The 23,361-nt window shown below is 68.5% G+C and carries 12 protein-coding genes; 6 read left to right on the top strand and 6 right to left on the bottom strand.

The features are described from left to right. Window positions 1-58 precede the first annotated feature (58 nt). Window positions 59-2,296, bottom strand: coding sequence for a DEAD/DEAH box helicase (locus tag QN350_RS14175; protein WP_322138703.1), 2,238 nt, complete (start codon window positions 2,294-2,296; stop codon window positions 59-61). Between the two features lie 320 nt (window positions 2,297-2,616). Here QN350_RS14175 and QN350_RS14170 point away from each other — a divergent pair, with 320 nt between their 5' ends. The 3 genes from QN350_RS14170 to QN350_RS14160 all read left to right on the top strand — a co-directional run bounded on the left by QN350_RS14170 (window position 2,617) and on the right by QN350_RS14160 (window position 5,637). Beyond that, a complete protein-coding gene (locus QN350_RS14170; RefSeq protein ID WP_322138702.1) occupies window positions 2,617-3,741 on the top strand; it encodes an FUSC family protein in 1,125 nt (374 codons plus the stop codon). Between the two features lie 145 nt (window positions 3,742-3,886). Continuing rightward, window positions 3,887-5,083 carry a hypothetical protein gene (locus tag QN350_RS14165; protein ID WP_322138701.1) on the top strand — a complete coding sequence of 399 codons (1,197 nt, stop codon included), beginning with the start codon at window positions 3,887-3,889 and terminating at the stop codon, window positions 5,081-5,083. Window positions 5,084-5,262: 179 nt separating this feature from the next. Next, window positions 5,263-5,637, top strand: a complete 375-nt coding sequence (locus QN350_RS14160; protein ID WP_281533778.1) for a hypothetical protein — start codon at window positions 5,263-5,265, stop codon at window positions 5,635-5,637. Window positions 5,638-5,645: 8 nt separating this feature from the next. Here the strand turns inward: QN350_RS14160 and QN350_RS14155 are convergent, their stop codons facing one another. After that, a complete protein-coding gene (locus QN350_RS14155; protein WP_323503677.1) occupies window positions 5,646-6,428 on the bottom strand; it encodes an IclR family transcriptional regulator in 783 nt (260 codons plus the stop codon). A 149-nt stretch (window positions 6,429-6,577) separates the two neighbouring features. Here QN350_RS14155 and hutH point away from each other — a divergent pair, with 149 nt between their 5' ends. The 3 genes from hutH to QN350_RS14140 all read left to right on the top strand — a co-directional run bounded on the left by hutH (window position 6,578) and on the right by QN350_RS14140 (window position 10,459). Then, complete coding sequence (hutH, locus tag QN350_RS14150) at window positions 6,578-8,203, top strand: histidine ammonia-lyase (RefSeq protein WP_323516764.1); 1,626 nt, start codon at window positions 6,578-6,580, stop codon at window positions 8,201-8,203. 145 nt (window positions 8,204-8,348) lie between these two features. Further along, on the top strand, window positions 8,349-8,996 hold the full coding sequence (locus tag QN350_RS14145) for a response regulator transcription factor (protein WP_323503679.1): 648 nt from the start codon (window positions 8,349-8,351) through the stop codon (window positions 8,994-8,996). Between the two features lie 14 nt (window positions 8,997-9,010). Then, window positions 9,011-10,459 carry a sensor histidine kinase gene (locus QN350_RS14140; protein WP_323516759.1) on the top strand — a complete coding sequence of 483 codons (1,449 nt, stop codon included), beginning with the start codon at window positions 9,011-9,013 and terminating at the stop codon, window positions 10,457-10,459. 28 nt (window positions 10,460-10,487) lie between these two features. On the opposite strand, the gene QN350_RS14135 is transcribed toward QN350_RS14140, so the two are convergent. Genes QN350_RS14135 through QN350_RS14120 form a run of 4 tightly spaced genes read right to left on the bottom strand, consistent with a single transcriptional unit; the run spans window position 10,488 to window position 22,839 of the window. After that, a complete protein-coding gene (locus QN350_RS14135) occupies window positions 10,488-13,478 on the bottom strand; it encodes a multicopper oxidase domain-containing protein (RefSeq protein WP_323502980.1) in 2,991 nt (996 codons plus the stop codon). 19 nt (window positions 13,479-13,497) lie between these two features. Then, window positions 13,498-14,862 carry a multicopper oxidase domain-containing protein gene (locus tag QN350_RS14130; RefSeq protein ID WP_323502979.1) on the bottom strand — a complete coding sequence of 455 codons (1,365 nt, stop codon included), beginning with the start codon at window positions 14,860-14,862 and terminating at the stop codon, window positions 13,498-13,500. Between the two features lie 5 nt (window positions 14,863-14,867). Further along, window positions 14,868-16,268, bottom strand: coding sequence for a multicopper oxidase domain-containing protein (locus QN350_RS14125; protein WP_323502978.1), 1,401 nt, complete (start codon window positions 16,266-16,268; stop codon window positions 14,868-14,870). Then, window positions 16,258-22,839 (bottom strand): SdrD B-like domain-containing protein, encoded by a 6,582-nt coding sequence (locus QN350_RS14120; RefSeq protein ID WP_323516754.1) that lies wholly within the window; start codon window positions 22,837-22,839, stop codon window positions 16,258-16,260. Before QN350_RS14120 ends, QN350_RS14125 begins: the two co-directional genes overlap by 11 nt. Window positions 22,840-23,361 lie beyond the last annotated feature (522 nt).

The following is a 23,361-nucleotide window of genomic DNA, read 5'->3' as shown; positions in this document are numbered from 1 at the left end:
CCGCAGGGCACCCACCGGATGGTGGGTGCCCTGCGGGTGGTGCGGGGTGGTGCGGGTGTTACAGGCCGGCGAGCTCGCGCACGGCGGCATCGCCGGGGGCGGCGTTCATGAAGCTGGCTTCGATGTCGGCGCGCTCGAGGAGCTCGTCCATGCGACGGCGACGCTGCTTCGGGATCAGCGTGACGACGGTGCCGGACTTGCCGGCGCGGCCGGTACGACCGGAGCGGTGCAGGTACGTCTTGTACTCGTCGGGGGCGTCGGCCTGGATGACCAGGTCGATGTCGTCCACGTGGATGCCGCGGGCTGCGACATCCGTTGCCACGAGCACGTTGACGCGACCGCTGGTCAGCATCTGCAGGTTGCGGGTACGGCGTGCCTGGTTCAGGTCGCCGTGCAGGCTCGTCGCCTTCACGCCGGCGTCTTCGAGCTGCTCGGCGAGCTGCTCGGCGTACGCACGGGTTCGGGAGAAGATGAGCGTCTTGCCCTGGCGGTCGACGAGCTGGCCGATGATGGCGCTCTTGTCGCGGTGCTCGATGACGAGGACCTTGTGGTCGATCGTGGAGGAGGCCTGGTCTTCACCGGCGACCTCGTGGACGGCCGGGTTCGTCAGGAACTCCTTGACGAGCGAGGCGACGCCCTTGTCGAGGGTTGCCGAGAAGAGCAGCTTCTGGCCGCCCTTCTTGGTCTGGCGCAGGATGCGCTGCACGGGCTCGAGGAAGCCCAGGTCGCACATGTAGTCCGCCTCGTCGAGGACGGTGACGACGACCTCGCTGAGGTCGAGACGACCCTGTTCGATGAGGTCCTCGATGCGGCCGGCGGTGCCGATGATGATGTCCACGCCGCGCTGGAGGGCGCTGACCTGACGGTACTGCGGAACGCCGCCGTAGATCTGGGTGGTGAAGAGGCCGACGCTGCGGGCGATGGGCTGCACGGTGCGGTCGATCTGCAGGGCGAGCTCGCGGGTCGGGGCCAGGATGAGCGCGCGGGGCTTGCGGGCCATCTTGCGGTCCTTGGCGCCGTTGTTCTCCATCAGCTTCTCCACGAGGGGAGCACCGAAGGCGATCGTCTTGCCAGAGCCGGTCTTGCCACGGCCGAGCACGTCGCGCCCGGCGAGCACGTCCGGGATGGTCGCGGCCTGGATCGGGAACGGGCTGGCGGCACCGAGGGCGCCGAGTTCGCGGACGATGTTCTCACCCAGGCCCAGGTCGCCGAAGGTCACGCCGACAACTTCGGCAGCCGTCGTCGCGATGGCTTCGAGGCGCTCGAGGACGACGTCATCACCGGCGGCGAAGTGCGCCTTGGTGTCGCGGCTCGGGTAGAAGTTGCTGGAGTGGCCGCCGTCGTCGTGCGCAGAACGGTTGCTGCGGTCGGAGTGCGAACGGTCGGGGCGGTCGCCGTAGGACGGACGGTCGGAACGTTCGGTGCGGTCGCCGTACGAGGGGCGCTCGGTACGGGCGGGGCGGTCGCCGTAAGACGGACGGTCGGAGTGCGAACGCTCGGGACGGTCGCCGTACGAGGGACGCTCGGTACGGGCCGGACGGTCGCCGTAGGACGGACGCTCGGTACGGGCGGCACGATCACCGTAGGACGGACGGTCGTTGTTGTAGGCCGGACGGTCCGTGCGGGGACGGTCGCTGTTGTACGCGGGACGGTCATTGCTGCGGGCCGGACGGTCGCCGTAGGACGGGCGGTCGTTGTTGTACGCCGGACGGTCCGTGCGGGGACGGTCGCTGTTGTACGCGGGACGGTCATTGCTGCGGGCCGGACGGTCGCCGTAAGACGGGCGGTCCTTGTTGTAGGCCGGACGGTCGGTGCGCGGGGCGCGGTCGCCGTAGGACGGACGGTCGTTGTTGTACGACGGACGGTCGGTGCGGGGACGGTCGCTGTTGTAGGACGGACGCTCCGAGCGGGCGTTGTACGTCGGGCGTTCGGTGTTGCTGTGCGTCGGGCGGTCGGTGCGCGAGGCGCCGTTGTACGACGGGCGGTCGCTGTTGTACGACGGGCGGTCGTTGCCGCGGGCGGGCCGGTCTCCGTAAGCGGGACGGTCATTGCTGCGGGCCGGACGGTCTCCGTAGGCGGGACGGTCATTGGCGGGGCGTCCCGCGGCGCGGTCGGCGCGTTCGCCGGCGTTCCAGCGGGCCTTCTTGGGGGCGCCCGCATCGGCCTGGTAGCCGCGGTGGCCCGGGCTCTTGCTGCCGTTGTTGGATCCTCCGCGGGAGGGTCCGCCCTTGGCGGCGTACTTCGGGTCGAAGTTCTTGTTGGATCGGCTGACAGCCGGATTGTTGCTCGTAGGCATAGAAAATTCCTGGGTTGTATTGGGTACATGGCAGAACAACGACGCACATGCATCGCAACCTGAGAACCCGGGCAGTCTATGGCCGGGGCCGTTCACATACAGTGATTTTTCACCAGCGGATTACTGGGAAACCGGCCCATCCTGACTTACAAACCCATCCGCGCATACAAATTCACACGGTGTCAAGAGCCGACCTGACAACGTTACCGGAAAGAGCCTGAAAAGTCACGGACCAGTTTCAGGCCCTGGCGGGTTCGGTCGGATTCACCGGTAAAGGAACCGGTTCGGGAGGTACCGTGTCGTGACAGGAGGAGACGGAGATGACGCGATCGGGCGTACGGCGGACCGTGCGGCACGCGCCCCGGTGGGTGGGATCGCAGCTCACTGCGGCTCGGCTGCTGGCCGCGGCGAAGGCCGCCCTCGCCGTTGCGATCGCGTGGACGGTCGCCGGATACCTGCCGGGGGTCGCAAACGAGTACCCCTATTACGCGCCGCTCGGAGCGCTCGTCAGCATGTACCCGACGCTGATGAGTTCGGTTCGGAACTCCCTGCAGACCCTCGGCGGCCTCTTCGTCGCGATCGTGCTCGCGGGCGCCGTACTGCTCGTGAGCGGACCGAACGTGCTGACCATATCGCTGGCCGTCGGCGTGGGCGCGCTCGTCGCTGCGACAGGGGTGTTCGGCACGAACCGGGAATACATCCCGGTGACGGCCCTGTTCGTGCTCATCATCGGGGGACCGAATGCGGACGGGTACTCGATCGGTTACCTCGAGCAGCTGTCCCTGGGTATCGCGATCGGCCTCGCCGTGAACCTCCTGATCCTGCCGCCCCTGACCCTCGACGCGGTCGGCCGCCAGTTGTCGCACTACCGTGGCACGCTCGCCGGTCACCTCTCCGACCTGGCCGAGGCCCTCACCGAGAACTGGCCGCCCGAACGCGACGACTGGGCGAGCCACGGGGAGGAACTCGTCACGCTCGCGCGCGACGTGCGCGATGCCTTGTATCACGCGGAGGACAGCCGCAAGGGCAACCCTCGCGCCCGCATCCACCGGCGTGACCTGGCCAGTGACCGGGACGACCTGGCCGCGCTCGAGACCGTCACCTTCCACGTGCGCGACCTCACCGATGTGCTCGCCGGGGCGGTCTGGGGGGCACCGATCGCACTCGAACTGCGTCCAGAGCTCAGGCCGCCACTCGCCCGCGCCCTGCTCGCGGTCGCCGCAGTGCTGACCGAGTGGGAGTCCGGCCGGGACGGAGGGGCCGCCCTGACGGACTCTGGCGCGTTCGAGACGGCCGAGACCGCCGTGGCCCAGCTGACGGCCGAGTTGGACACCCGGCAGGGCGCCGCTGCCGCGACGACGATGGGCGCCGCGACCGCGATCTCGCTGGACCTGACCCGAATCCTCGCCGCCCTCCGCCCTCGACTGGCCCGGACCGCGACCTGATGCGGGCCGTTGCGGCGGATGCCCGGACCCGGCCTCCCGATGCCACCGCCCGGGAATCCGGCCGGGACAGTCCAAGGACCGCGAACTACACTCGGTAGACGGCGGGCGGAGACAGGTGCGATCACGAGTGCGGGCATGGAGCGTGATGGCGGCCGTCATCGCGCTGCTCGGTGCGTCCGTGACCGTCGCCATTCCCGCGCAGGCCGACGACTATCCGAGCTGGGCCGACGTCGAAGCGGCCCGCGCCTCCACCGCGGCGACCGAGGCGGAGGTGTCCCGGATCGGGACCCTGCTGACGGGACTCGAAACCCAGGCCGCGACGCTCGGTGACGCGGCGATCACCGCGAGCGCGGCATCCGCCACCGCCGACACTGAGTCACTCGCGGCCGCCGCGCACGCCGCGGTCCTCACGAGCCGGCTCGCGAGCGCCACCGAGACTGCCCGGACAGCGGATGTCCAGCTCGGGCTCCTGGGAGCCCAGCTCTACCGCTCCGGGGCGAGCGACGCCGTCGCCACCCTGCTTCTGGTTCCCGGGGAGGCGAGCGACCTCTTGTCGGCCCTCAGCACCTCGACCCGGCTGAGCGAACTGACCTCCGGCATCCGCGACCGGGCGCTCGCGCAGCGCAACCTCGTGCAGAGCCTCGAGGAGCAGGCAGCGGTGGCGTCGACGGAACGCGACCGCCTCGCAGTCGAGGCGAAGGATCGCGCGGCGGCCGCGGCGGAGGCCCAGCGCGCCGCCGACGCGCAGCTCGCCGAGCAGCGGACGCGCTCGGACGTGCTCGACGCCCAGCTCGCGAGCCTGAAGAACACGACGGCCGAGACGGAGCGCTCCTACCGGGCCGGCGTCGCCGCGGCAGCGGCGTACCAGAAGCAGCAGGAAGAGGCAGCTGCGGCGGCCGCGGCGAGTGCGGCGGCCCGGGCGGCTGCGGCATCGGCAGCGGCCGCTCAACCGGCGGCCGGCGGGTCGAGCGGATCCTCCGGTTCCGGCTCCTCAGGCGCGGGCTCGACCACGGCTCCCCCGACCGCAACCGTGTCGTCTCCGGCGGCAGCCCGGGCGTACGCGGCGGGCGCGGTCAGCGCGCGCGGCTGGGGCGGCAACGACTACACCTGCCTGGTGTCGCTCTGGAACAAGGAGTCCGGCTGGCGGGCCGACGCCTACAACGCGAGCTCGGGGGCGTACGGCATTCCCCAGTCGCTGCCGGGAAGCAAGATGGCGTCCGCCGGCTCCGACTGGCGCACGAACGCCGCGACCCAGGTCGACTGGGGCCTCGGCTACATCGCCGCCGTTTACGGAACGCCCTGCGGCGCCTGGGCGCACTCGGTGAGCGTCGGCTGGTACTGAGCCGGGCATCCACTGCGCTGCCGGGCTCTCGGGAGTTGCCGATGCGGGCACCTGGTGCCCGCGCACCGGCGACAGTTGTCGGCAGCGGCCGCAGTTGCGCCCGGCGGTCCCGCGGGCGGATGCGCCGCGCGAGAATGGACGCAGGTCGCCCGTCCGCGGCGACCGGAGTGGAGCCCCGCATGACTGAATCCGAGCTCGTCAACCTGTGGATCAAGACCCGCTGGCACGTCATCGTGTCCCAGGTCGCCCCGACCTTCCTGCTCACGGCCCTGGTGGGCTTCCTGGCCCTGGGCCTGGCCGGAACCGCACCGAGTGTGCGTGTCGCGGCGGCCGGCGTGCTCCTGGCCTCCGGAATCCTCGGCGCCCTGGTGCAGATCAACGCCGCCAATGAGGCCCTCGCCGTGATCGCCGACCTCCGAGCCGGGGGAAGCACGTCAGCCGTGACCCTGCGCATCCTGTCCGCGGCACCGTGGGTGAACGTGGTGCGGTTCGTGACACCGGCCGTGTTCGTCGTCGTCTACGTCGCCCTGCTGATCGCCCTCTTCGCCCGCTGACGCGGACGTCACGGACGGCCGTGAATGCGGCGGGAGAGCTCGGTGGCTGTGCCGGTGAGTTCGGCGGCGAGCGCGGGCCACAGGTCTTCGGCGATCCGCTCGCGGGGGAAGGTCACGGCGATCCCGGCGGCGGGCCAGCCGGTGTGGTCCCGCACGGCGACGGCGACGGATGCCATCCCCGGCGTGATCTCGCCGTCCTCGCGGGCGAAGCCGTCGGCACGCACCCTCGTCAGCAGGGCCCGCAGTTCGGGCGAGCTGCGCGGTCCCTGCCCCGGGCCCTCCCCCTGCCTCCGTTCGAAGGCTCCCTTGTCCGGGTACAGCGCGCGCAGCTGGGCCGCGGGTAGCGCGGCGAGGAGTGCGCGCCCGCTCGCGGTGAGGTGGCTCGGGAGGCGGACGCCGACATCCGTGACGAGGGAGGGCCGCCGGGGAGCGCGCTCCTCGACGAGGTAGACCACGTCCCGGCCGTGCAGCACGACGAGGTGCGCGCTCTCTCCGAGCCGGTCGACGAGCTGGGCGACGAGGGGACGACCGAGGTGGGAGAGCGGCTGCTGCCGGGAGAACCCGGTGCTGAGCTCGAAGGCGGCCACGCCGAGCCCGTAACGGCGCTCCTCGGGCAGGTGCACGACGAAGCCCTGCTCGACGAGTACGGCGAGCAACTGGTAGACCGTCGAACGCGGCAGGTCGAGGGCGGTCGCGATCGCGCTCGCCCGGGCCGGACCGCGCTGCGCGGCGAGGTGCGAGAGCAGCCGCAGGGTGCTCCGCGCGGCCGGGACCTTGGGGGTGATCGCCATGCCGATGCCTCCCTGCGGTTTCGCTCCGAGCCGGATCTCGTCCCGCCGAAGCCGTTCCGGGTACGGCCTGTTCGCGAGATGTCCGGTATCCCGGACAGTTTCGAGTGTATCCGTGTCCCGGGCGACCGCGCAGGGTGTGCAATCGAAACATGAGCCACATCGAAGCACCCGTCACCGCGAGCACCGACCCGACCGCAGCATCCGCCGCAACGCCCGACGCCGCAACGCCCGACGCCGCCGCGACGGTCACCGTCGGAGCCGGCGCCGTCTCGTTCGCCGACCTCGTCGCCGTCGCCCGCCAGGACGCGCGCATCGTGCTCGACCCGGCCGCGCTCACCGGCGTCGCGGCGACCCGCGCGATCATCGACGGCCTCGCGAGCGACGTGCATCCGCACTACGGCATCTCGACCGGCTTCGGCGCACTCGCGTCGACGTTCATCGAGAGCGACCGCCGCGCCCAGCTGCAGGCGAGCCTGGTGCGCTCTCACGCCGCCGGCAGCGGCCCCGAGGTCGAACGGGAGGTCGTGCGCGCCCTCATGCTGCTGCGGCTCTCGACCCTGATGACCGGACGCACCGGAGTGCGCCCCACGACCGCGGCGGCCTATGCGGCCGTGCTCAACGCCGGCATCACCCCGGTCGTGCACGAATACGGCTCGCTCGGCTGTTCGGGCGACCTTGCCCCACTCGCCCACTGCGCCCTCGCTGTGATGGGCGAGGGCCGGGTGCGCGACGCCGGCGGCACGCTGATGGGCGGCGCCGAGGCCCTCGCCGCGGCCGGAATCACCCCGGTCGTGCTCGCCGAGAAGGAGGGCCTCGCCCTGATCAACGGCACCGACGGGATGCTCGGCATGCTCGTCCTGGCCCTCACCGACCTGAAGCGCCTCCTCACGACCGCCGATATCGCCGCGGCGATGAGCGTCGAAGCCCTGCTCGGCACGGATGCGACCTTCGCCGCAGACCTGCAGGCGCTGCGGCCCCAGCTCGGCCAGGCCGCGAGCGCCGGCAACCTCCGCGCGATCCTCGCCGGCTCCCCCCTGCTCGCCTTCCACGCCGGCCCGGAGGACCCCACGGTCCAGGACGCCTACTCGCTGCGCTGCTCCCCGCAGGTGCACGGCGCTGCCCGCGACACGGCAGACCACGCCGCCCTCATCGCCGGGCGCGAGCTCGCGAGCGCCGTCGACAACCCCGTTGTCACCCTCGACGGCCGGGTGATGTCCAACGGCAACTTCCACGGCGCCCCGGTCGGCTACGTGCTCGACTTCCTCGCGATCGCCGCCGCGGACGTCGCGAGCATGAGCGAGCGCCGCACCGACCGCCACCTCGACGCGCACCGCAACAAGGGCCTGCCGCCGTTCCTCGCCCACGAGGTCGGCGTCGACTCCGGCCTGATGATCGCTCAGTACACCGCCGCCGGGATCGTCTCCGAGCTCAAGCGGCTCGCCGTTCCGGCCTCGGTCGACTCGATCCCCTCCTCCGCGATGCAGGAGGACCACGTCTCGATGGGCTGGGCCGCCGCCCGTAAGCTCCGCCGCTCGATCGACGGCCTCGAGCGGGTGCTCGCGATCGAGATCATGACCGCCGCCCGCTCGCTCGACCTGCGCGCGCCCCTGCAGCCGGGAGCGGCGACCGGCGCCGTGCGCGACCTGGTCCGCACCGTCGCCGAAGGTCCGGGACACGACCGCTTCCTCTCCCCCGAGATCGAAGCCGTCGTGCAGATCGTCGCGACGGGCGCGGTCGCGGATGCCGCGGCATCCGTCACGGGCCCCCTCGCCTGACACCGGCGTGCTCGTCTGACACCGGGTTCGTCCCGAACGGGGGTATCTCGGCGCATGGACGAACCGGCCCGCTGAGGCCATGATGATGACCTCATCATGCGGGAAGCCTGGTTCCCGACAGGGCAGCGACCGACCCGGGGGAACAATGATTCGCATCCTGCTCGCAGACGACCACACCACGTTCACCGAGTTGCTCGCAGGTGCGCTCAACCGGGAACCGGATTTCTGCACCGTCGGAACGGCCCCGAGCGCGCGTCAAGCAGTGGAGTCGAGTCGGGACCTCCGTCCGGATGTCATCGTCCTCGACTACCACCTGACGGACGGCAGCGGACTCACCGCCGTCGCACTCATCCTCGCCCAGCGGCCCTCGACCCGGATCGTGATGCTCACCGGCGATCCCACCCCGGAGGTGGTCGAGCAGGCGGCGGCGCTCGGCGTGTGCGCCTTCCTCCCCAAGGATGGGTCCCTCGCCGGACTCGTCGACACCATCCGCCATGCCCGGGTCGGCTCCTTCTCGGTACATCCCTCCCTCATGGTTCAGCTCAGCACCCAACGGCAAACCCGGATCATGGAACAGCCATCAGCGTCACTCACCCGTCGCGAGCTCGAGGTACTCGCCCTCATGGCCGAGGGTACCGAGGTGCGGGTCAACGCCCAGATCCTCGGAATCTCCGAAAACACCTGCCGCGGCTATGTGAAGTCGATCCTCGCGAAGCTGGACGCGCACTCCCAGCTTCAGGCCGTGGTCAACGCGACGAAACTGGGCCTCCTGGAGGTGCAGGAGCGTGTGTAGTCCAACGTGCGGCGATGGCTGAGCTCTCTCATCGCCGGGACGCCGGCGACAAGGACGCCGGAGACCGGGACGATGGCAACCGGCGCTGGCTCCGCGACCGGGGTGGGAGACACGACCGCGCGTGGGTGCGCAACCGGGGATGGGTCCACAACCGCGGATGGGCCCGCACCACCGGAGAGACCGCGGATACTTCGGAGGTTCGCAGCGCCGTCCTGCGTTTCCTCGCCATCGGCGTGATCACCCTGGGCGCCGTCCTGATTCCGGTGTACTTATGGATCCACGGCCAGGCCGAGCAGCGCGCCCTCACCGAAGCCATCCTGCGCACCCATCAACTCGCCGATGTCACGGTGGGCCCGCTCCTGGATGATGCCGTCCGGGCCGGAGACGCATCGGCGATCAGTCGGGTGGATGCCGGGCTCAGGCCGTGGATGGCAGACGGCTCCCTGGTGCGGGTCAAGGTCTGGAGCGGCGACGGGAAGATCCTGTATTCGGACAGCGCGGACCTGATCGGCGACACGTATCCCCTCCCGGCGTGGAGCCCCGACCTTCTCGCCGGGGGCCGGGAACACGCCTGGCTCGGCCAGCCCATCGGCCTCGACACCGTGAACGAAGCGGCGGCAGGCGATCTGGTCGAGATCAACGTCCGGGCAACGGATGCCGCGGGATGGCCGGTCATCTTCGAGGCGTATTTTGACGATGAGGCCGTTCAGAGCGCCCAGTCCCGGCTCATGCTGGACGTGCTCCCGGTGCTCGTGGTCTCGCTCGTCGTGCTGCAGCTGGCGCAGCTCCTTCCGGCGATCGGACTTGCCCGCCGGATCCAGGCCGGCCAGACGTCACGCAGGCGCCTCGTGCAACATGCCATCGTCGCGTCCGACTTCGAACGAATGAGAATCGCCCGGGAGCTCCACGACGAAGTGATCCAGGACCTCGCCGGCCTGTCGTACGCCCTCGAGGCGGAGGAGAGGCAGGGCACGAATGAGCGCCGCGCACTCACCGGGCAGGCCCGCGGGATCCTCCTGCGCAACCTGCGCACCCTGCGCGCCATCACCACCGAACTCTATCCGTCGGACCTGGAGCGGCTCGGCTTGAACGAGGCGCTCCGGCGCCTGCTCGAGCACGTCGCCGCAACGGGCATCGACGTCCACTGCGAGCTGTCGCCGGATGTCCCGTCCGATAAGGACCGGCTGGCGGTGCTGTACCGCGTCGCCCGGGAGGCCCTCGCCAATGTCGTCAAGCATTCCCGGGCCTCCGCCGTCGACCTCGTCCTGACGGGGGACGCGGTGACGACGAGCCTGTCGATCCGCGACAACGGTCGTGGATTCGACCCGGCGGCGGCGGCTCCCGGCGGGCACCTCGGCCTGCGCATCATGCGCGACACCGTGCAGATGACCGACGGTTCCCTCTCCATCACCTCCGGCGTCGGGGAGGGCACCACCGTCGTGGTGCGGATTCGTCGGGCCTGAGCCCCACAGTCCACCGCCGGCCTCGCGACTACGGGATGTCGAAGGCGTCCAGGTCCTGGTTGGCGGCGGTGAGGCCGTGGGCGGTGCCGTCGAAGTAGACCGACCAGGTGCCCGCGTTGTAGTAGATGACGTCCTCGTCCTGGACCGCGAAAAGAACCGGCACCGTCGTCGTGTCGGCGCTGAAGGAGAGGTAGAAGTGGGTGTCATCCACTCGCACGAATCCGTCCACGTTCGCAGCGGCCGGCAGGCTGTACGGCGCGGCGCTCGCGTCGATCACCCGGCTGAACGCCGTCCCGTTCCAGCTGTACACGTCGGCATCATCGGCGGTACCGCCCACGCCGGGCGGGTTCGAGTTGCCCAGGGTGGAAAAGTACAGCGTGGAACCTATTACGCTGATCGCGTCAATGTCCAGACTGTTGTTGCCGCCCAGGCCGTGCGCACTGCCCGTGAAGTAGAGCGACCAGGAGGTGCCGTTGAAGAAGACGACGTCCTCGTCCTGCACGATGCCGATCCCGGGCACGGTCACCTGGTCCGTGAATGACACGTAGAACTGGGTCGGACTGACCCGGTCGAACCCGTCGACGTTCGCACTGCCCGGCAGGTTGTACGGCGCGACACTCGCGTCGATCACCCGACTGAACGCCGTACCGCTCCAGGAATAGATGTCCGCGTCATCGGCCGTGCCGGCCACACCGGCCGGGTTCGAGTTCCCCAGCGTGGAGAACGACAGTGCCGCCTGCACCTGGAGCACCGCCGACGCGGTCACACTCCAGTTCCCGGCAGCATCCCGCACCCGCACCGTCAACGTCCGGGGGCCCTCACTGAACCCCCGCGCATCGATCGTCGACGACACGGTCCACGGGCCCGTCCCGGCGACCGTCATCGCCGTCCCATTGCCGGCACCCGGATCCGCACCCGAGAACCACTCGGCACGCGTGACCGCCGTCCCGGCATCCGTCGCCTGCGCCGTCAGAACCACCGAAGCGGCACCCCCGGACGGGTTCGGTGACACCGAGACCGCGCTCACCGCAGGCTTGACCTTGTCGATCACCAGAGTCGACGTCGCCACCGCACCCCAGTTACCCGCCGCATCCTTCGCATGCACCGAGATGACATGGCTCCCATCCGAGAGTTGGGCGACGGTCGCCAGTGGGATCTCGAAGTAGCCGACCTCGGAGGCGCTGTTGTATGCGGAGTCCGTGGCCCTGACCACGATGCCGGAGCCGTTTGCGGTGACTGTGTCGATGAAGGCCTCTGCCGAGCTGATGGTGCTGCTGACGGTGGCGGAGATCGGATCGGCCATGGTCGCCACGGTCACCCGGATGGCTGAAGGGCTGCCGTTGAACCCAAGCGTGCCGTTGTTGGGTGTCGGCGCGACCGTGATGCCCGAGGTGGTTGGCGCGGTCTTGTCGACCACCAGGTTGATGGTGACCGGCGCGCCCCAGTTGCCTGCTGCGTCCTGGCTGTGGATCGAGAGGACGTGGGTGCCTTCGGCGAGCGCATTCACGGTCGCCGCGGGGACGGTGGCGTCCAGGCTGGCCGTCGGTGCGGCAACGTTGACGGCCATCACCGATCCCGACCCAGTGGCCCCGACGGCGTCGATGAAGTACTCGGCCCCGGTGATGTTCGACCCGCCGGTGGCGGTGTCGTCCCCGGTGGCGTGCACGGCGATGACCGCAGCCCCCGCCCCGTTCGTGAGGCTGGGAGCCAGTGACGGGGACTTCGTGGTCGGTCCGGTGGCGTCGCCGCCGGTGACCAGCACGGAGCTGAAGAAACCCCGGTTACCGACGGAGTCCTGGCCTCGAACGTAGACGATGTGCTGACCGGAAGGAATGGACGCCGAAGCCGTGACGTTCACGCTGCCGGCACCGCTGCCCGTCATCGGGAGGCCCGTGCCGGTCACGGTGTCGATGAAGTACTCGGCCCCCGCGACGCTGGATCCACCGGTGGTGGTGTCAGTGACGGTGGCGCTCAGGGTGCCTGCCGCAAACGCGACAGCGCTCGTGACCGGTCCGCTGGTGTCCGGCCCCACCACACCGCTCGGGGGGACCGTGACGAAGGTGAGCATCCCGCCGGCACCGGCCACATTGCTGTTATGCAGGAGCAGGCTGCCGTCGTAGATCGGCAACCGGTTCACCGCGGCAGTCGCCGCAGGGGTCGTGACGATGGCGTCTGCCGTCTGGCCGGGACCGAAGGTCTCCGCAATGTAGTGACGTGAGTACTTCAGCGGACTGCCGCCCAGGGCGATGACCTTCTGCTCGGCGCCCAGTGATGCCAGCGAATGGTACAGGCTGCCCGCATTGACGTAACGAAGCAGGACTTTGTCGCCCGCGGCCGCCGCCGGGATCGGGTCGGTGTTCGGGTAGGCCTTCCCGTTGATCAGTGAGTACCGGGGAGCGTACTTGCGCATGTCGAAGGCCGCCGGGCTGGCGGCGTTGTTGAGTGCCGGGTCGATCTCGCTGAGGACCAGGACCGCCTCGTCGTCAAATGCGGTGGTCGCGTCGTACGCCTGACCCGGTGTCGCGGGACGGACGATCAGCGCGCCATACAGACCCATCGCCACCTGGTGCTGACCATTCGGAACCAGGCCCGCCTCATAGAGGTACGTGCCCGGACGGCTGGCCGTGAAGGTGTACGTGGTGGTCGCCCCGGGTGCGGCTCCGGTTCGGTCCGGGACCATTTGCTGTCCCTGGAAGAGCAGGGCGGTGTTCTCCGGCAGCTGGTTGTGCAGCGTGACCGTGACTGTCTCGCCGGCGTTGACGCACAGTGTCGGCCCGCCGGGCTGGGTCACTCCGGCGCCGGCGGTGGTGCTGTAACCCCAGACGGTGACGGCCTGGGTTCCCAGGGTCGTGGATCCCGAGGCCGCGTACAGGTCGCCAGGCGCGGTGCAGGCCACGCTCGCGGCCTGTGCCGCCGTTGCCGGCGCGAGGAGGGCGACCAGCACGGCCAGCCCTCCCCCCGCCAGCAGCCCGGTCGCGAGAGCGGAGACCGTCTTCTTCATGCTCTTCTGGTGAGACATCGTTCTGCACCCTTCCTGGTCAACCGCAGTTGTTGGGCTTCGGCGGGTCGATCCGCATGTACGTGATCGGTCCGGTCATGTTCGTGCCCCACGACGTGATCTGGAACAGGGCGTGGTTGTGGGAGATGATGTAGTACTCGCCGCACTGGTTCACGCTCTGGATGCCGGGCGGCAGGGCCTCCTTGGTGCCGAGGTAGGGACTTCCGCTGTAGAAGACGCCGATCGATTGGTCGGCCAGCGACGGCACCGTCACAGGCACCGGGTTGGACGGGGAGTAATTCTCGGCGTCGTACCACTTGAAGATCACGTCCCAGGTCTGCCCAGGGCCGATATTGATGGCGAACTTCTCGAAGGAGAGGTCCTCCCCCGTCGGGCCCTCCAGCGGGTGGCCATCCCGGGCCACGACGAGTCCGTTGTTGCCGTGCGGGTGGAACGGATAGTCTTCGGTGCCCACGTTCAGATAGCGGGCCATCCCGGGTTGGTCCACCGGGACTGCCGCGCGGTCGAATTCACCGACCTGCGCGAGGGCGCCGTATGGCTGTGCGGGCAGCCAGCTGGCCCCGTTGTCTGCGATGCTGTCCGGGTAGCCGCGCCCGTTGATCAGCCAGTAGCGCGGGTGGTAGTTGTTCATGTTGAAGGTCTTGCCGTTCTCGACCGCCTGGTGCTGGTACGGGTCGATCTCGCTCAGGAGCACCATGAATTCCTCGGCGGGATTGAACCGGCTGTCCGCGCGGTTGTTGGCGTACTCGCTCGCGACCGAGCCGGCCGCTCCACCCGATGGAACCGCTGACGGACGAACGATCAAGGCGCCGAACAGGCCCATCCGGACCTGCTTCTCGGGGTTGGTACCCGACTCGTACACGAAGGTGCCCGGATTGGCGGCCACGAAGCTGTATGTGATGGTCCCCCCTCCGGCAGCGGCCGTGCCGGTCAGCGAGGTGATCGCGCCTGACCCTGCGGACTCCGGTTGGGCCGGAATCCCGTTGGCCAGGACGTTCGTCTGGCCCGGAAAGACGATCGAGGCGGCCTCCGACAGGGTGTTTCGCAAGATCACGGTGACCGTGTCGCCAGCATTGACGCACAGCACCGGACCCGGGTGTTGGAACGCGCCGAACCCGCTCGAGTACCCCCACATGAACGCGGTGTTACCGTCGGGCAGGTTGATGTACCCGGTCTTGGTGGTCAGGTTGAAGATCGGGCTCGTGGCACCTCCCCCGACCCCCGCCGTGCAGGCGATACCGACCCGCGGTGGGGTCACGGCGATCGCCGGCTGGGTGAGCGTGACCATCGTGGCCCCGACCAGGGTCAAGGCGAGCAGCAGCGCCGCCCGGCGCACACCGCGAGCGCGACCCTTGACATGCGACACGGCATTCCCTTTCATCATGGCTCTCAGACTCCCAAGTCGTTCGGATAGGCCTGCGCGCGGAGGGCGCCGGGCGCGTAGACACGGATCTCGGTGGCCTGGCCGCCCATTCCGCCCGGGGCCAGGTTGTTCGTTGCGGGGTAGTTGCGGTTGTAAAGCATGTAGGTGTCGAAGCCCGGCCCGGTATGCGGCGGCGCGGTGAAGACCACGTCGAAGCTCTCACCGGGGCCGATGCTGATCGTCTCGGTCTCATAGGAGGTGTCGGTACCGTCGCGCCCACGCATCGGGGTGGCATCGCGGCCGACCACCCGCATCCGCATCCCGGCCATGGTCATCGCCTGCTCCCGGAATCCGAGGTTCGCGAACCGGAGGGCGACCGTCTCGCCGGCATTGCAGTTCACCAGCGACGACTGCGGCTGGTACTGCAGCTCGGGATGCCCCACGGGGGCGATGAGGTCGCCGGAAACAGGATCGGTCTGCACCGCGAGGGCGTGAACGGATGCCGCGGCATCGATCGGGGCGTTGGGGGCGATGGTGTCCGGGTAGACCCGTCCGTTGAGGAGTCCGAAGTCGGCCCGGTAGTCGCTCCACTGCGGCAGCTGGATATGGGCATCCGCCCAGTGCGCCTCGGCCCAGACCTCCGACAGGAACATCGCAAACTCTCGGTCGTAGCCGGTGGAACCGTCCCCGTCGTTGTACAGGAACTGGGTGTGCCCGCCGATGGTCTGGCCGTCCTGCAGGGGACGGACGAAGACCAGACCGGTCATGCCCATCTGGACGTGCTCGACGTCCTCCACGTGGCAGTGGAACATGTACGTCCCTGGTTCGCGGGGCCGGTACACGTAGGAGAAGACACGTCCGGTCCGCACGGCCACGGAACCGGACGGTTCACCGTCGAAGAACGGGATCACGTTGCGGAACCCGTGCCAGTGCAGGGTATGGGCGTCGAACAGGTCCGGCCGCAACGCCAGGCCCAGGTTGGTCAGCTGCACGGTGAAATCGACCGGGTGGGCCGGGTCGAATTGCTTCGTCCAGAACATCGGAGCGGAGTGCTGGGCCTTGTTCTTCTGGTTCGTCCTCGCGGTGTCGCTCAGGCCGGTGACGTTGCGGAACCCGAAGATGTAGGTCGTGAACGGGTCCGGCGCGAGGACGTCGGGGTGGAACGGTGGGATGGCCGGGGTCTTCGGGAGGAAGATCCACCCGTCTGTGCCGGCCAGGTAGAGGTCCGGATCCCCGATGGCCGCGATGGCGGCTTCGGGAAGCAGGACATTGCCCGCCCAGACGCCGGTCCCGACGATGGCCACCGCGCCGCCGGCGAACTTGAGGAGGTCGCGTCGGCTGAAAGGCTTTTTGAAGATCATTCCCGTGTCTCCCTTGGGATCGGAGGTGCCGTTGCGGTGTGCGTTGTCGATCGGGTCAGGGGACATCGAAGGCATCCACGTTGTAGTCGCCGTTGCCACCGAGGCCGTGTGCTGTGCCGTCGAAGTAGACCGACCAGACGCCGTTGTTGTAATAGACGACGTCTTCGTCCTGAACCGCCCCGAGCGTCGGTACGGTCGTGTTGCCGGCGCTGAACGAGACGTAGAAGTGGGTGGCGTCCACTCGCACGAAGCCGTCGATGTCGGTATTGGTCGGCAGGTTGTATGGCGCGGCGCTCCTGTCGATCACCCGGCTGTATGCGGTGCCGTTCCAGCTGTAGATGTCGCCGTTGTCTGCGGACCCTCCTACGCCTGGCGGGTTCGTGTTGCCCACAGTGGAGAAGTACAGGATTCCGCCAACGACGCTGATCGCATCCAGATCGAGGTTGTCGTTGCCGCCGAGGCCGTGAACGCTGCCGTCGAAGTAGAGCGACCAGGCGCCGGCGTTGTAGTAGACGACGTCCTCGTCCTGCACGTTCCCGAGACCGGGCACGTTGACCTGCCCGGTGAAGGAGAGGTAGAAGTGGGTGTCGTCGACCCGGTCGTAGCCGTCGACATTGGCACCGGTCGGCAACCCGTATGGCGCGGTCGTCACGTCATGGACCCGACCGAAGGTGCTGCCGGTCCAGCGGTAGATGTCCGCGTCGTCCGCCGTGCCGCCGACGCCGGGCGGATTGATGTTCCCTTGCGTCGAGAAGTACAGGCCCTGGCCGGCCGGTGGCGGCGGCGGCGGAAGGGCCCCGGTGGCGAACGAGATCGCGTCCAGGTCGAGGTTGGCGGAGGCGTCCAGGCCGTGTGCGCCGCCGTTGAAGTAGATCGACCAGGCGCCGTCGAAGTAGACCACGTCCTCGTCGTCCACTGCGCCGACGCCCGGAACCGTGGTGGTCGCGTTACTGAACGACAGGTAGAAGTGGGTGGCGTCCCGCCAGATGAGGCCGTCGACGTTGGGGTTGGTCGCACCGGTGGCCGACCCGCTGTTCGGCAGGTTGGTCGGCGCGGCCGTGGCGTCCAGGACGCGAGCGTAGGAGCTGCCACCGTTCCAGCGGTAGACGTCGGCGTTGTCGCCGGTGCCGCCCGCTCCCGGAGGCACGGCCGTATTGTTTGTCGTGAAGTACAGCGTGTTCCCGACGACACTGATCGCGCCCATGTCGATGGTGCCCAGGAGCCCGTTCGCGCTGCCGTCGAACCACAACGACCATGAGGTGCCGTCGAAGTACACGACGTCTTCGTCGGCCACGGTGCCGATCCCGGGGAGGGTGACGTTCCCGGCGAACGAGGCGTAGAAGCGGGTGGCATCCACTCGGGAGAATCCATCCGTGTCGGCGCTGCTCGGGACGTTGTAGGGCGCGGCGGTCATATCGATCGACCGGCTGAACGCGGTGCCGTTCCAGACATGGATGTCGGCGTCGTCAGCGGTGCCGGACACGCCGGGCGGGTTGGTGTTTCCTGTCGTCGAGAAGTACAGGTCCGAGGTCGGCGGAGGCGTTGTCGTCGCGCCGAACTCGTCTGCGCCGCTGTCGAAGCCGCCCAGTGCCGGCCGGGCCTGGTTGTCGAAGTCCGTGGCCGGCGCGTTCACGCCGGCGGTGCTCGCAGCGCCCAGGTTGCAGGCAGGCGTGCCGGGGCAGGCGCTCAGGTGGTAGTTGCCGAGCAGGTTCGGCGGCGCTTGCAGGGTGACGAGCGTGGCGTCCACGAACGCCGGGTTCTGACGCCAGGTGGCGAAGGAAACCGAGACGTCATAGGTCGAGACCACTGCCGGATCGACCGAGCTGTTGGTCGGACTGGTCGTGTACGCATGGGAAGCGGCGCTCTGCTGGACGATCGAGTTGGTCGGCGCGAGCACCCCGGTACCGTCGGCCACACCGAGATCCCAGTTGTTGATGTCGGTTGCGCCGGTCAGGCCGATGCCGGTGACCGTGGTTCCGGCCCGGGTGCCGGCCCGGTTGTCCCAGAAGATGTTGTTGAACGACACCGGGTTGCTGAAGGTCGGCGAACCGACCGGCAGTGTGGCCTGCAGCTGGTCGCTGTTGGCCGAGGTCGCCAGGCCGGCAGGAGCCGGTTGGCCGTCCGACGTCACCGCTGTGGCCGTCGTCAGGTTCTTCATGATCGTGTTGTTGTAGACCCGCACGTTCGGGGCGTCGTTGATGCCGATGCCGCCGCCCTCGTGGGTGGACACGTTGTTGACGATCATGTTGTTGTAGACATTCATCGGGAAGTTGCCGGCCATCAGGAAACGGATGCCGCCACCGTCGTCGTTGGCCATGTTGGCCTGGATCTGGTTGGCATAGATGTCCACCGGACCGGAGCCGGGCGAGAGTGCACCGACCGTTGCCGGCAGCTGCCCGGCGATCATGATCGCTCCGCCCTCGTCGTTGGACGAGTTGAAGTAGATGCGGTTGTGGTGGATCTTGCCGCCCGGGCTGAGGCCGTAGGCGCTCAACCCGCCGCCGTACTCCAGCGAGAAGTTGCCGCAGATGTCATTGCCGGACACCTCGTAGCCGTCGGAGCCTGCGAAGAGCCCGATGCCGCCGGCCAGGTTGGTGCCCGCGTTTGCGATGACGCGGTTGTTGGCGATCCGCACGTTCTCGTTGTGGTTGCTCGTGCTCGGGGTGGCCAGATCGGGTGTGCCGATCCGGATGGTCCCGTAGCCGCCGCCGTTGTTCTGCACCACGTTGTTGGTGACCTGGAGGGAGCGGGCGTATGCGTTGGCGAAGATCGCTCCGCCCTGCGTGGTGATGTTCGCCGGCAGGCCCGTCGGACCCCCGGTGAGGGCGTCGATGTTGCCGGGGAAGCCCACCTGGTCGCCGCCGCGGATGTCGAAGCCGTCGATGGCTGCCGTGAATCCGGTGGTGAACTGGCGTGCCGCACCGGGTGCCGTTGTGGCGTTCGCCGACGCCAGGACGTAGATCGCTTCGCCGTCGTTCACCGCCTGGTTGCCGTCCCAGGTCAGGCCGCCGACCTTGGCGAACCAGGCCGTGGCGAGGGCGGTGTCTCCGCCGAACGCGCCGGCGTCGATGATCGATCCCGGCACGAAGGTGGTGCCCTGAAAGCCGCCGGACCCGACGCCCTGCAGCTTGACCGGAGAGGCCATGACCAGGTTCTCGTAGTACGCGCCGCGGGGGTTGGCCGCGGTGGGCGTTGCCGGGTACACGATGACCAGGTCGTCTCCGTTGTTGGCGAACGCGGCGTCGAGTGCGGCCTGGATCGTTGCGTGGGTGCGGCCGGGGCCGACCTCTCGAACGGCAGGGTTGTAGCCGGTTCCGAGCACATGGAAGCTGAGCCCGTTGATGGTGCTCTGCCCGTTGCCCGAGGTGATCGTGAGCTGTTGCGAACCGACCGGGGCCGAGGCCGGCACGCTGGCTGTAATCGACGTGTCGCTCCAGGCGGTGATGTCGAGCGTTGTCGTGCCCAGATTGACGTGGCCGGTGCCCTGAGTCGAGCCCAAGCCGGTCCCGGCGATGGTGAAGGAGCGGCTGCCTGTTGCGGCCACGTACGGTTGCGACACGCTCAGCAGCTGCGGTGTGGCGGCGTCGAGGGCGCAGGTCACCGCCGTGTTGACCCCGGTGGTCGGGGACCCGACATAGACGCCGACCTGGGTCGGGGCGAGGTCGGTCGGAATGGTCACGCCGGGGAATGCCTCGAACTCGGTCGCTATCGAGCGATATCGCGGGTTGTAGTTTGCGTTCAGATGCCCGGGGACGCCGGGGTCGTTGCCCACGAACCGGTACATGTTGGCGCAGACACCCGAGGGTGTCGGGCAGCTGATGTGGTTCGTCGAGGGAAGCAGCACGTCGTACGCGCCGTTGAAATCGGACTCGACAGTCGTGACCAGCCGGTTGGCGAAATCATAGATCCCGACCGGTGCGAAGGACACACCCGTCTTCTCCCCGAAGAGCGTGGACCGCGGGTCGGTGGAGAAGTTGATGTCGTCCACGATCAGGCCGCGCAGACGGGCCGGGACGGGGACATCCGTGAAGATGTTGAACATGGGCACAACGGACTTGCCGTTGTTCACCCGCACCAGTTTGGTGTCGCAGGTCGGCTTGGCTGCGCCTTCATAGGGCGACCCACCCATGCCCAGGAACGGGGGGTTCGAGACTGCTGTCGAGGCCGGCACGGTGACCCCGACGGGGACCCCGTTGGTGCCGTCGCCGACCACTGCGGGGTAGTTGTCCGTCTTGCTGCCCGCGAGGTCGACGGTGTGGAGCGTTCCTGCGCAGGCGGGCGGCGGTACCTGCGGAACGATCTGATCGCCGTTGGCGATGTTGACGTCTGTCTCGCTGGTCACCTTGTACAGGGGGTCGCCGGTGGCATCCTGCGGGATCGCGATTTTGACCAGGTAGTCGCCGCTTCCGAGCGGCTGGAAGGTTCCGCCGTCGCACACGGGGTTGGCCGGATCTGTGGCGTTCACTGTTCCTGTGCAGGCGTCGGCGAAGCCGTAGTTGCCATCCACGGCCGCACCGAAGTTCGCCGCCGATGTGCCCTGGTCGGTCGGGTACGGCCCGAATTGGACGCCCTGGATGAAGCTCGAGATGCACTCTCCCGATGTCTCCTGGTTCGGCGCGAGCACATTCTCGTCGAATGCCGCGGGGTTGTTTGCGGCGTGGACGAGAGGCTTGCCATCGACATCCCGGGCTACGCAACCGGTCGGCCGAGTCCAGTGTTCCGAGAGGTAGGTGTTCAACAGCTTTCCCTTGGCCAACGACCCGTCCGGCGCGAGTTCGAAGGCGTCGTTCGTGCCCCCGCACGGCGCGGTCGTCGTGCCGCAGTCGACTGTGGACCAGAGCTCGACCGGCACGTCGGAGACACCAGGCTGCCAGTCCTCGGATGCGGCATATTGCGGGTCGAGCTCATTGCGGGTCGTGTCGTAGCTGACCGAGCCGACGATGCCGCCGTTGCGGGGGTCGATGCCATTGGCGCCTGTTGAATCGTAGGTGTGAACACCCCAGTCCATCGTGCCGCTGAGGCCGATGATGCTGAGCACGCTGACGTCGACGCCGGCGCCCTTCACCGTGGTCGGGGTGGGCTGGTTGTCGGCCTGGTACGTGACACCGGTCGTGTAGAAGGAGTTGTTGAAGTTCTCCATGACGGTCCACTCGCTGAGGGGGTATGCGCTCTCGAAGTGGTAGTAGCCCGTGCTGTCGGTGGTGACGAGGTTCGTCCCTCTGTCCATCAGCGAGTTGTCCTGCTTGCGCATGGTCAGCGTGAAGTTGGGCATGCCGGTCTCGCCCGGGTCCTTCACACCATTGCGGTTGGCGTCGTTGAAGACGTACCCGTCATATTCGGTCCACCAGCCGCTGTCCGGCAGATTGCCCATCTTCACCGTCTCGCCGTTCTTCACGGTCACATTGACCGAGTCGAGGAAGTGGTTCTGCGGCTCGTCCCACCAGCTCAGGCTGTAGTTGCCATCGGGCACGCCAGAGATGTCGAAGGTGCCGTCCGTGCCGCCGTGACCCACCCACACTGCCTGGTCGCCGGCCTGCAGGTCGCTGAGCGAGAGCCACGGATTGACGATCGGCTTGCCCATCTTGCTCCCGGTCAGACCGAGCCAGTGGTTGTAGTCGCCGCCCTTGGGAGGGCTGTACTGCTTGACATTGACGACCGCGCCTTCAATGCGGCCCGAGCCGGCGGTCAGGGTGTTCGTGGGCTTCACGAATCCGAAGATCGGCCCTGGTACGGGTTCGCCGGCCAGCAGGGCCTCGGTGTCGTATCCGGTGCTGCCCTCCATCACCCAGGCGTCGAAGTCGTGGTTTCCTTCAAGGGTCGTGGTCTGGATCCAGGTCTGGTTGGCCGGGGCTGAGGCAGTGAGCGCGTAGCGGTTACTCCCCAGGTGGGGCATGGTCAGGATGCCGCCGGCATCGCTGACGCAGTGGCCGCCTGACCCCGGGATCGGCACGGGGAGCATGCCCGCGTCGAGGCTGGCCATTGGGATCACGTGGCTGATCGGGTCCTCACCCTGGTAAACGGTGCACAGGGGGTTGCCATACACGTCGGTCTGCACCTCGCCGAGGGTGTCTGCGATGTGGCCGGTGAAGCCCGCCAGGCCGGGCTCGCCCTGGTCGAGGGTTCCGTTGGTCGTCGCGCTGTCCTGGAAGATCTGCGCCCGGAGCGTCGAGTCGGGAAGGGGGGTCGGCTGCAGTTCGACGGTGACGAGACCCGGGTCGGGAAGAGGCACGGTGAAGTGCGCGCCGTCGATCTTGTAGCCGTCGGAGAGCACAGAGATCAGGTAACGCCCGTTCGGGAGGGTGAGACCGCCGGCGAAGTCGGCCTGGTCGCCCTGGCGCACGATCGGACTCGTGCTGTGCGGCGTCTCCTTGATCGACGTCCACTCGCAGGAGCCCGGATACCCGGTGTCGAGTGTGTTGCAGCCGGAACCGAGCGCCGGACTCCGCTGGGCGGTCGTCCCGGTGTTGTCCTCGTTGATCATGTAGGTGAAGTTGGGGATGGCGGCACCCTTGGCGACTCCCGCACCCGCGAAAGCGCGAGGTTCCGTGCGCGCGCTGGTCACGTTCAGCGTCAGGCTGCTCGTCGTCGCAGCCTGGGCGGGCAGCACGGGCGGCGCCGAGAGCATCGCTATCGGCATGACCACCGCAGTGGCGGCGATTAGAATCCGCTGCCACAGAGGCCGCCGTACCGAAGTGAACCCGGACATGTCTCTCGTCGCTTCCATGGTGACCTCCAACGTCTGGAAGGCTCCATGCTGATCGGACGCGACCTGGCGACCAAGCCGCACCTGAGGGATGCTCGTCTCCCCAAAATTGGGGGGCGAGCCTCGCCACCCCCCAAATTGGGTGGTCGGGCACCCCCAGCATGAGGGTTGACCGCCCAGAGTGCGGTGGCCACGATGGGAGCCCATCCTCCCCGGAGGCCGGCGTGGCGAAGGATCGTGCCTCGCTTGTTGACGGGGCCGGTCCGTGCCACGATGACCGGGCATCGACCCGGTCGATCTGCACGTCCATCACCCGAAGCTGGATTGCGGAGGCTCATGAGTGCACTACGAGGTGTCCGTCGCATCAGTCGCGGTGTGGACGCTCACCCGGCCGCCCGACTGGCGCCGCCGCTCGCGACGATCGTCATCGTCGCGCTCGTGATCGCGGGGATGCCG

Origin of the sequence: Cryobacterium sp. 10I5 (assembly GCF_035019865.1) — a bacterium.
Classification (GTDB): domain Bacteria; phylum Actinomycetota; class Actinomycetes; order Actinomycetales; family Microbacteriaceae; genus Cryobacterium; species Cryobacterium breve_A.
The sequence above is the reverse complement of the archived record's forward strand: the minus strand, read 5'-3'. Positions and strand labels throughout refer to the sequence as shown.

Coding starts and splice junctions, on each gene's coding strand:
- QN350_RS14165 (WP_322138701.1), top strand. CDS start 3,887: ATGGCGGCCGTCATCGCGCTGCTCGGTGCGTCCGTGACCGTCGCCATT.
- QN350_RS14170 (WP_322138702.1), top strand. CDS start 2,617: ATGACGCGATCGGGCGTACGGCGGACCGTGCGGCACGCGCCCCGGTGG.
- QN350_RS14130 (WP_323502979.1), bottom strand. CDS start 14,862: ATGATGAAAGGGAATGCCGTGTCGCATGTCAAGGGTCGCGCTCGCGGT.
- QN350_RS14145 (WP_323503679.1), top strand. CDS start 8,349: ATGATTCGCATCCTGCTCGCAGACGACCACACCACGTTCACCGAGTTG.
- QN350_RS14135 (WP_323502980.1), bottom strand. CDS start 13,478: ATGTCTCACCAGAAGAGCATGAAGAAGACGGTCTCCGCTCTCGCGACC.
- QN350_RS14160 (WP_281533778.1), top strand. CDS start 5,263: ATGACTGAATCCGAGCTCGTCAACCTGTGGATCAAGACCCGCTGGCAC.
- QN350_RS14125 (WP_323502978.1), bottom strand. CDS start 16,268: ATGTCCCCTGACCCGATCGACAACGCACACCGCAACGGCACCTCCGAT.
- QN350_RS14175 (WP_322138703.1), bottom strand. CDS start 2,296: ATGCCTACGAGCAACAATCCGGCTGTCAGCCGATCCAACAAGAACTTC.
- QN350_RS14140 (WP_323516759.1), top strand. CDS start 9,011: ATGGCTGAGCTCTCTCATCGCCGGGACGCCGGCGACAAGGACGCCGGA.
- QN350_RS14155 (WP_323503677.1), bottom strand. CDS start 6,428: ATGGCGATCACCCCCAAGGTCCCGGCCGCGCGGAGCACCCTGCGGCTG.
- QN350_RS14120 (WP_323516754.1), bottom strand. CDS start 22,839: ATGCCGATAGCGATGCTCTCGGCGCCGCCCGTGCTGCCCGCCCAGGCT.
- hutH (WP_323516764.1), top strand. CDS start 6,578: ATGAGCCACATCGAAGCACCCGTCACCGCGAGCACCGACCCGACCGCA.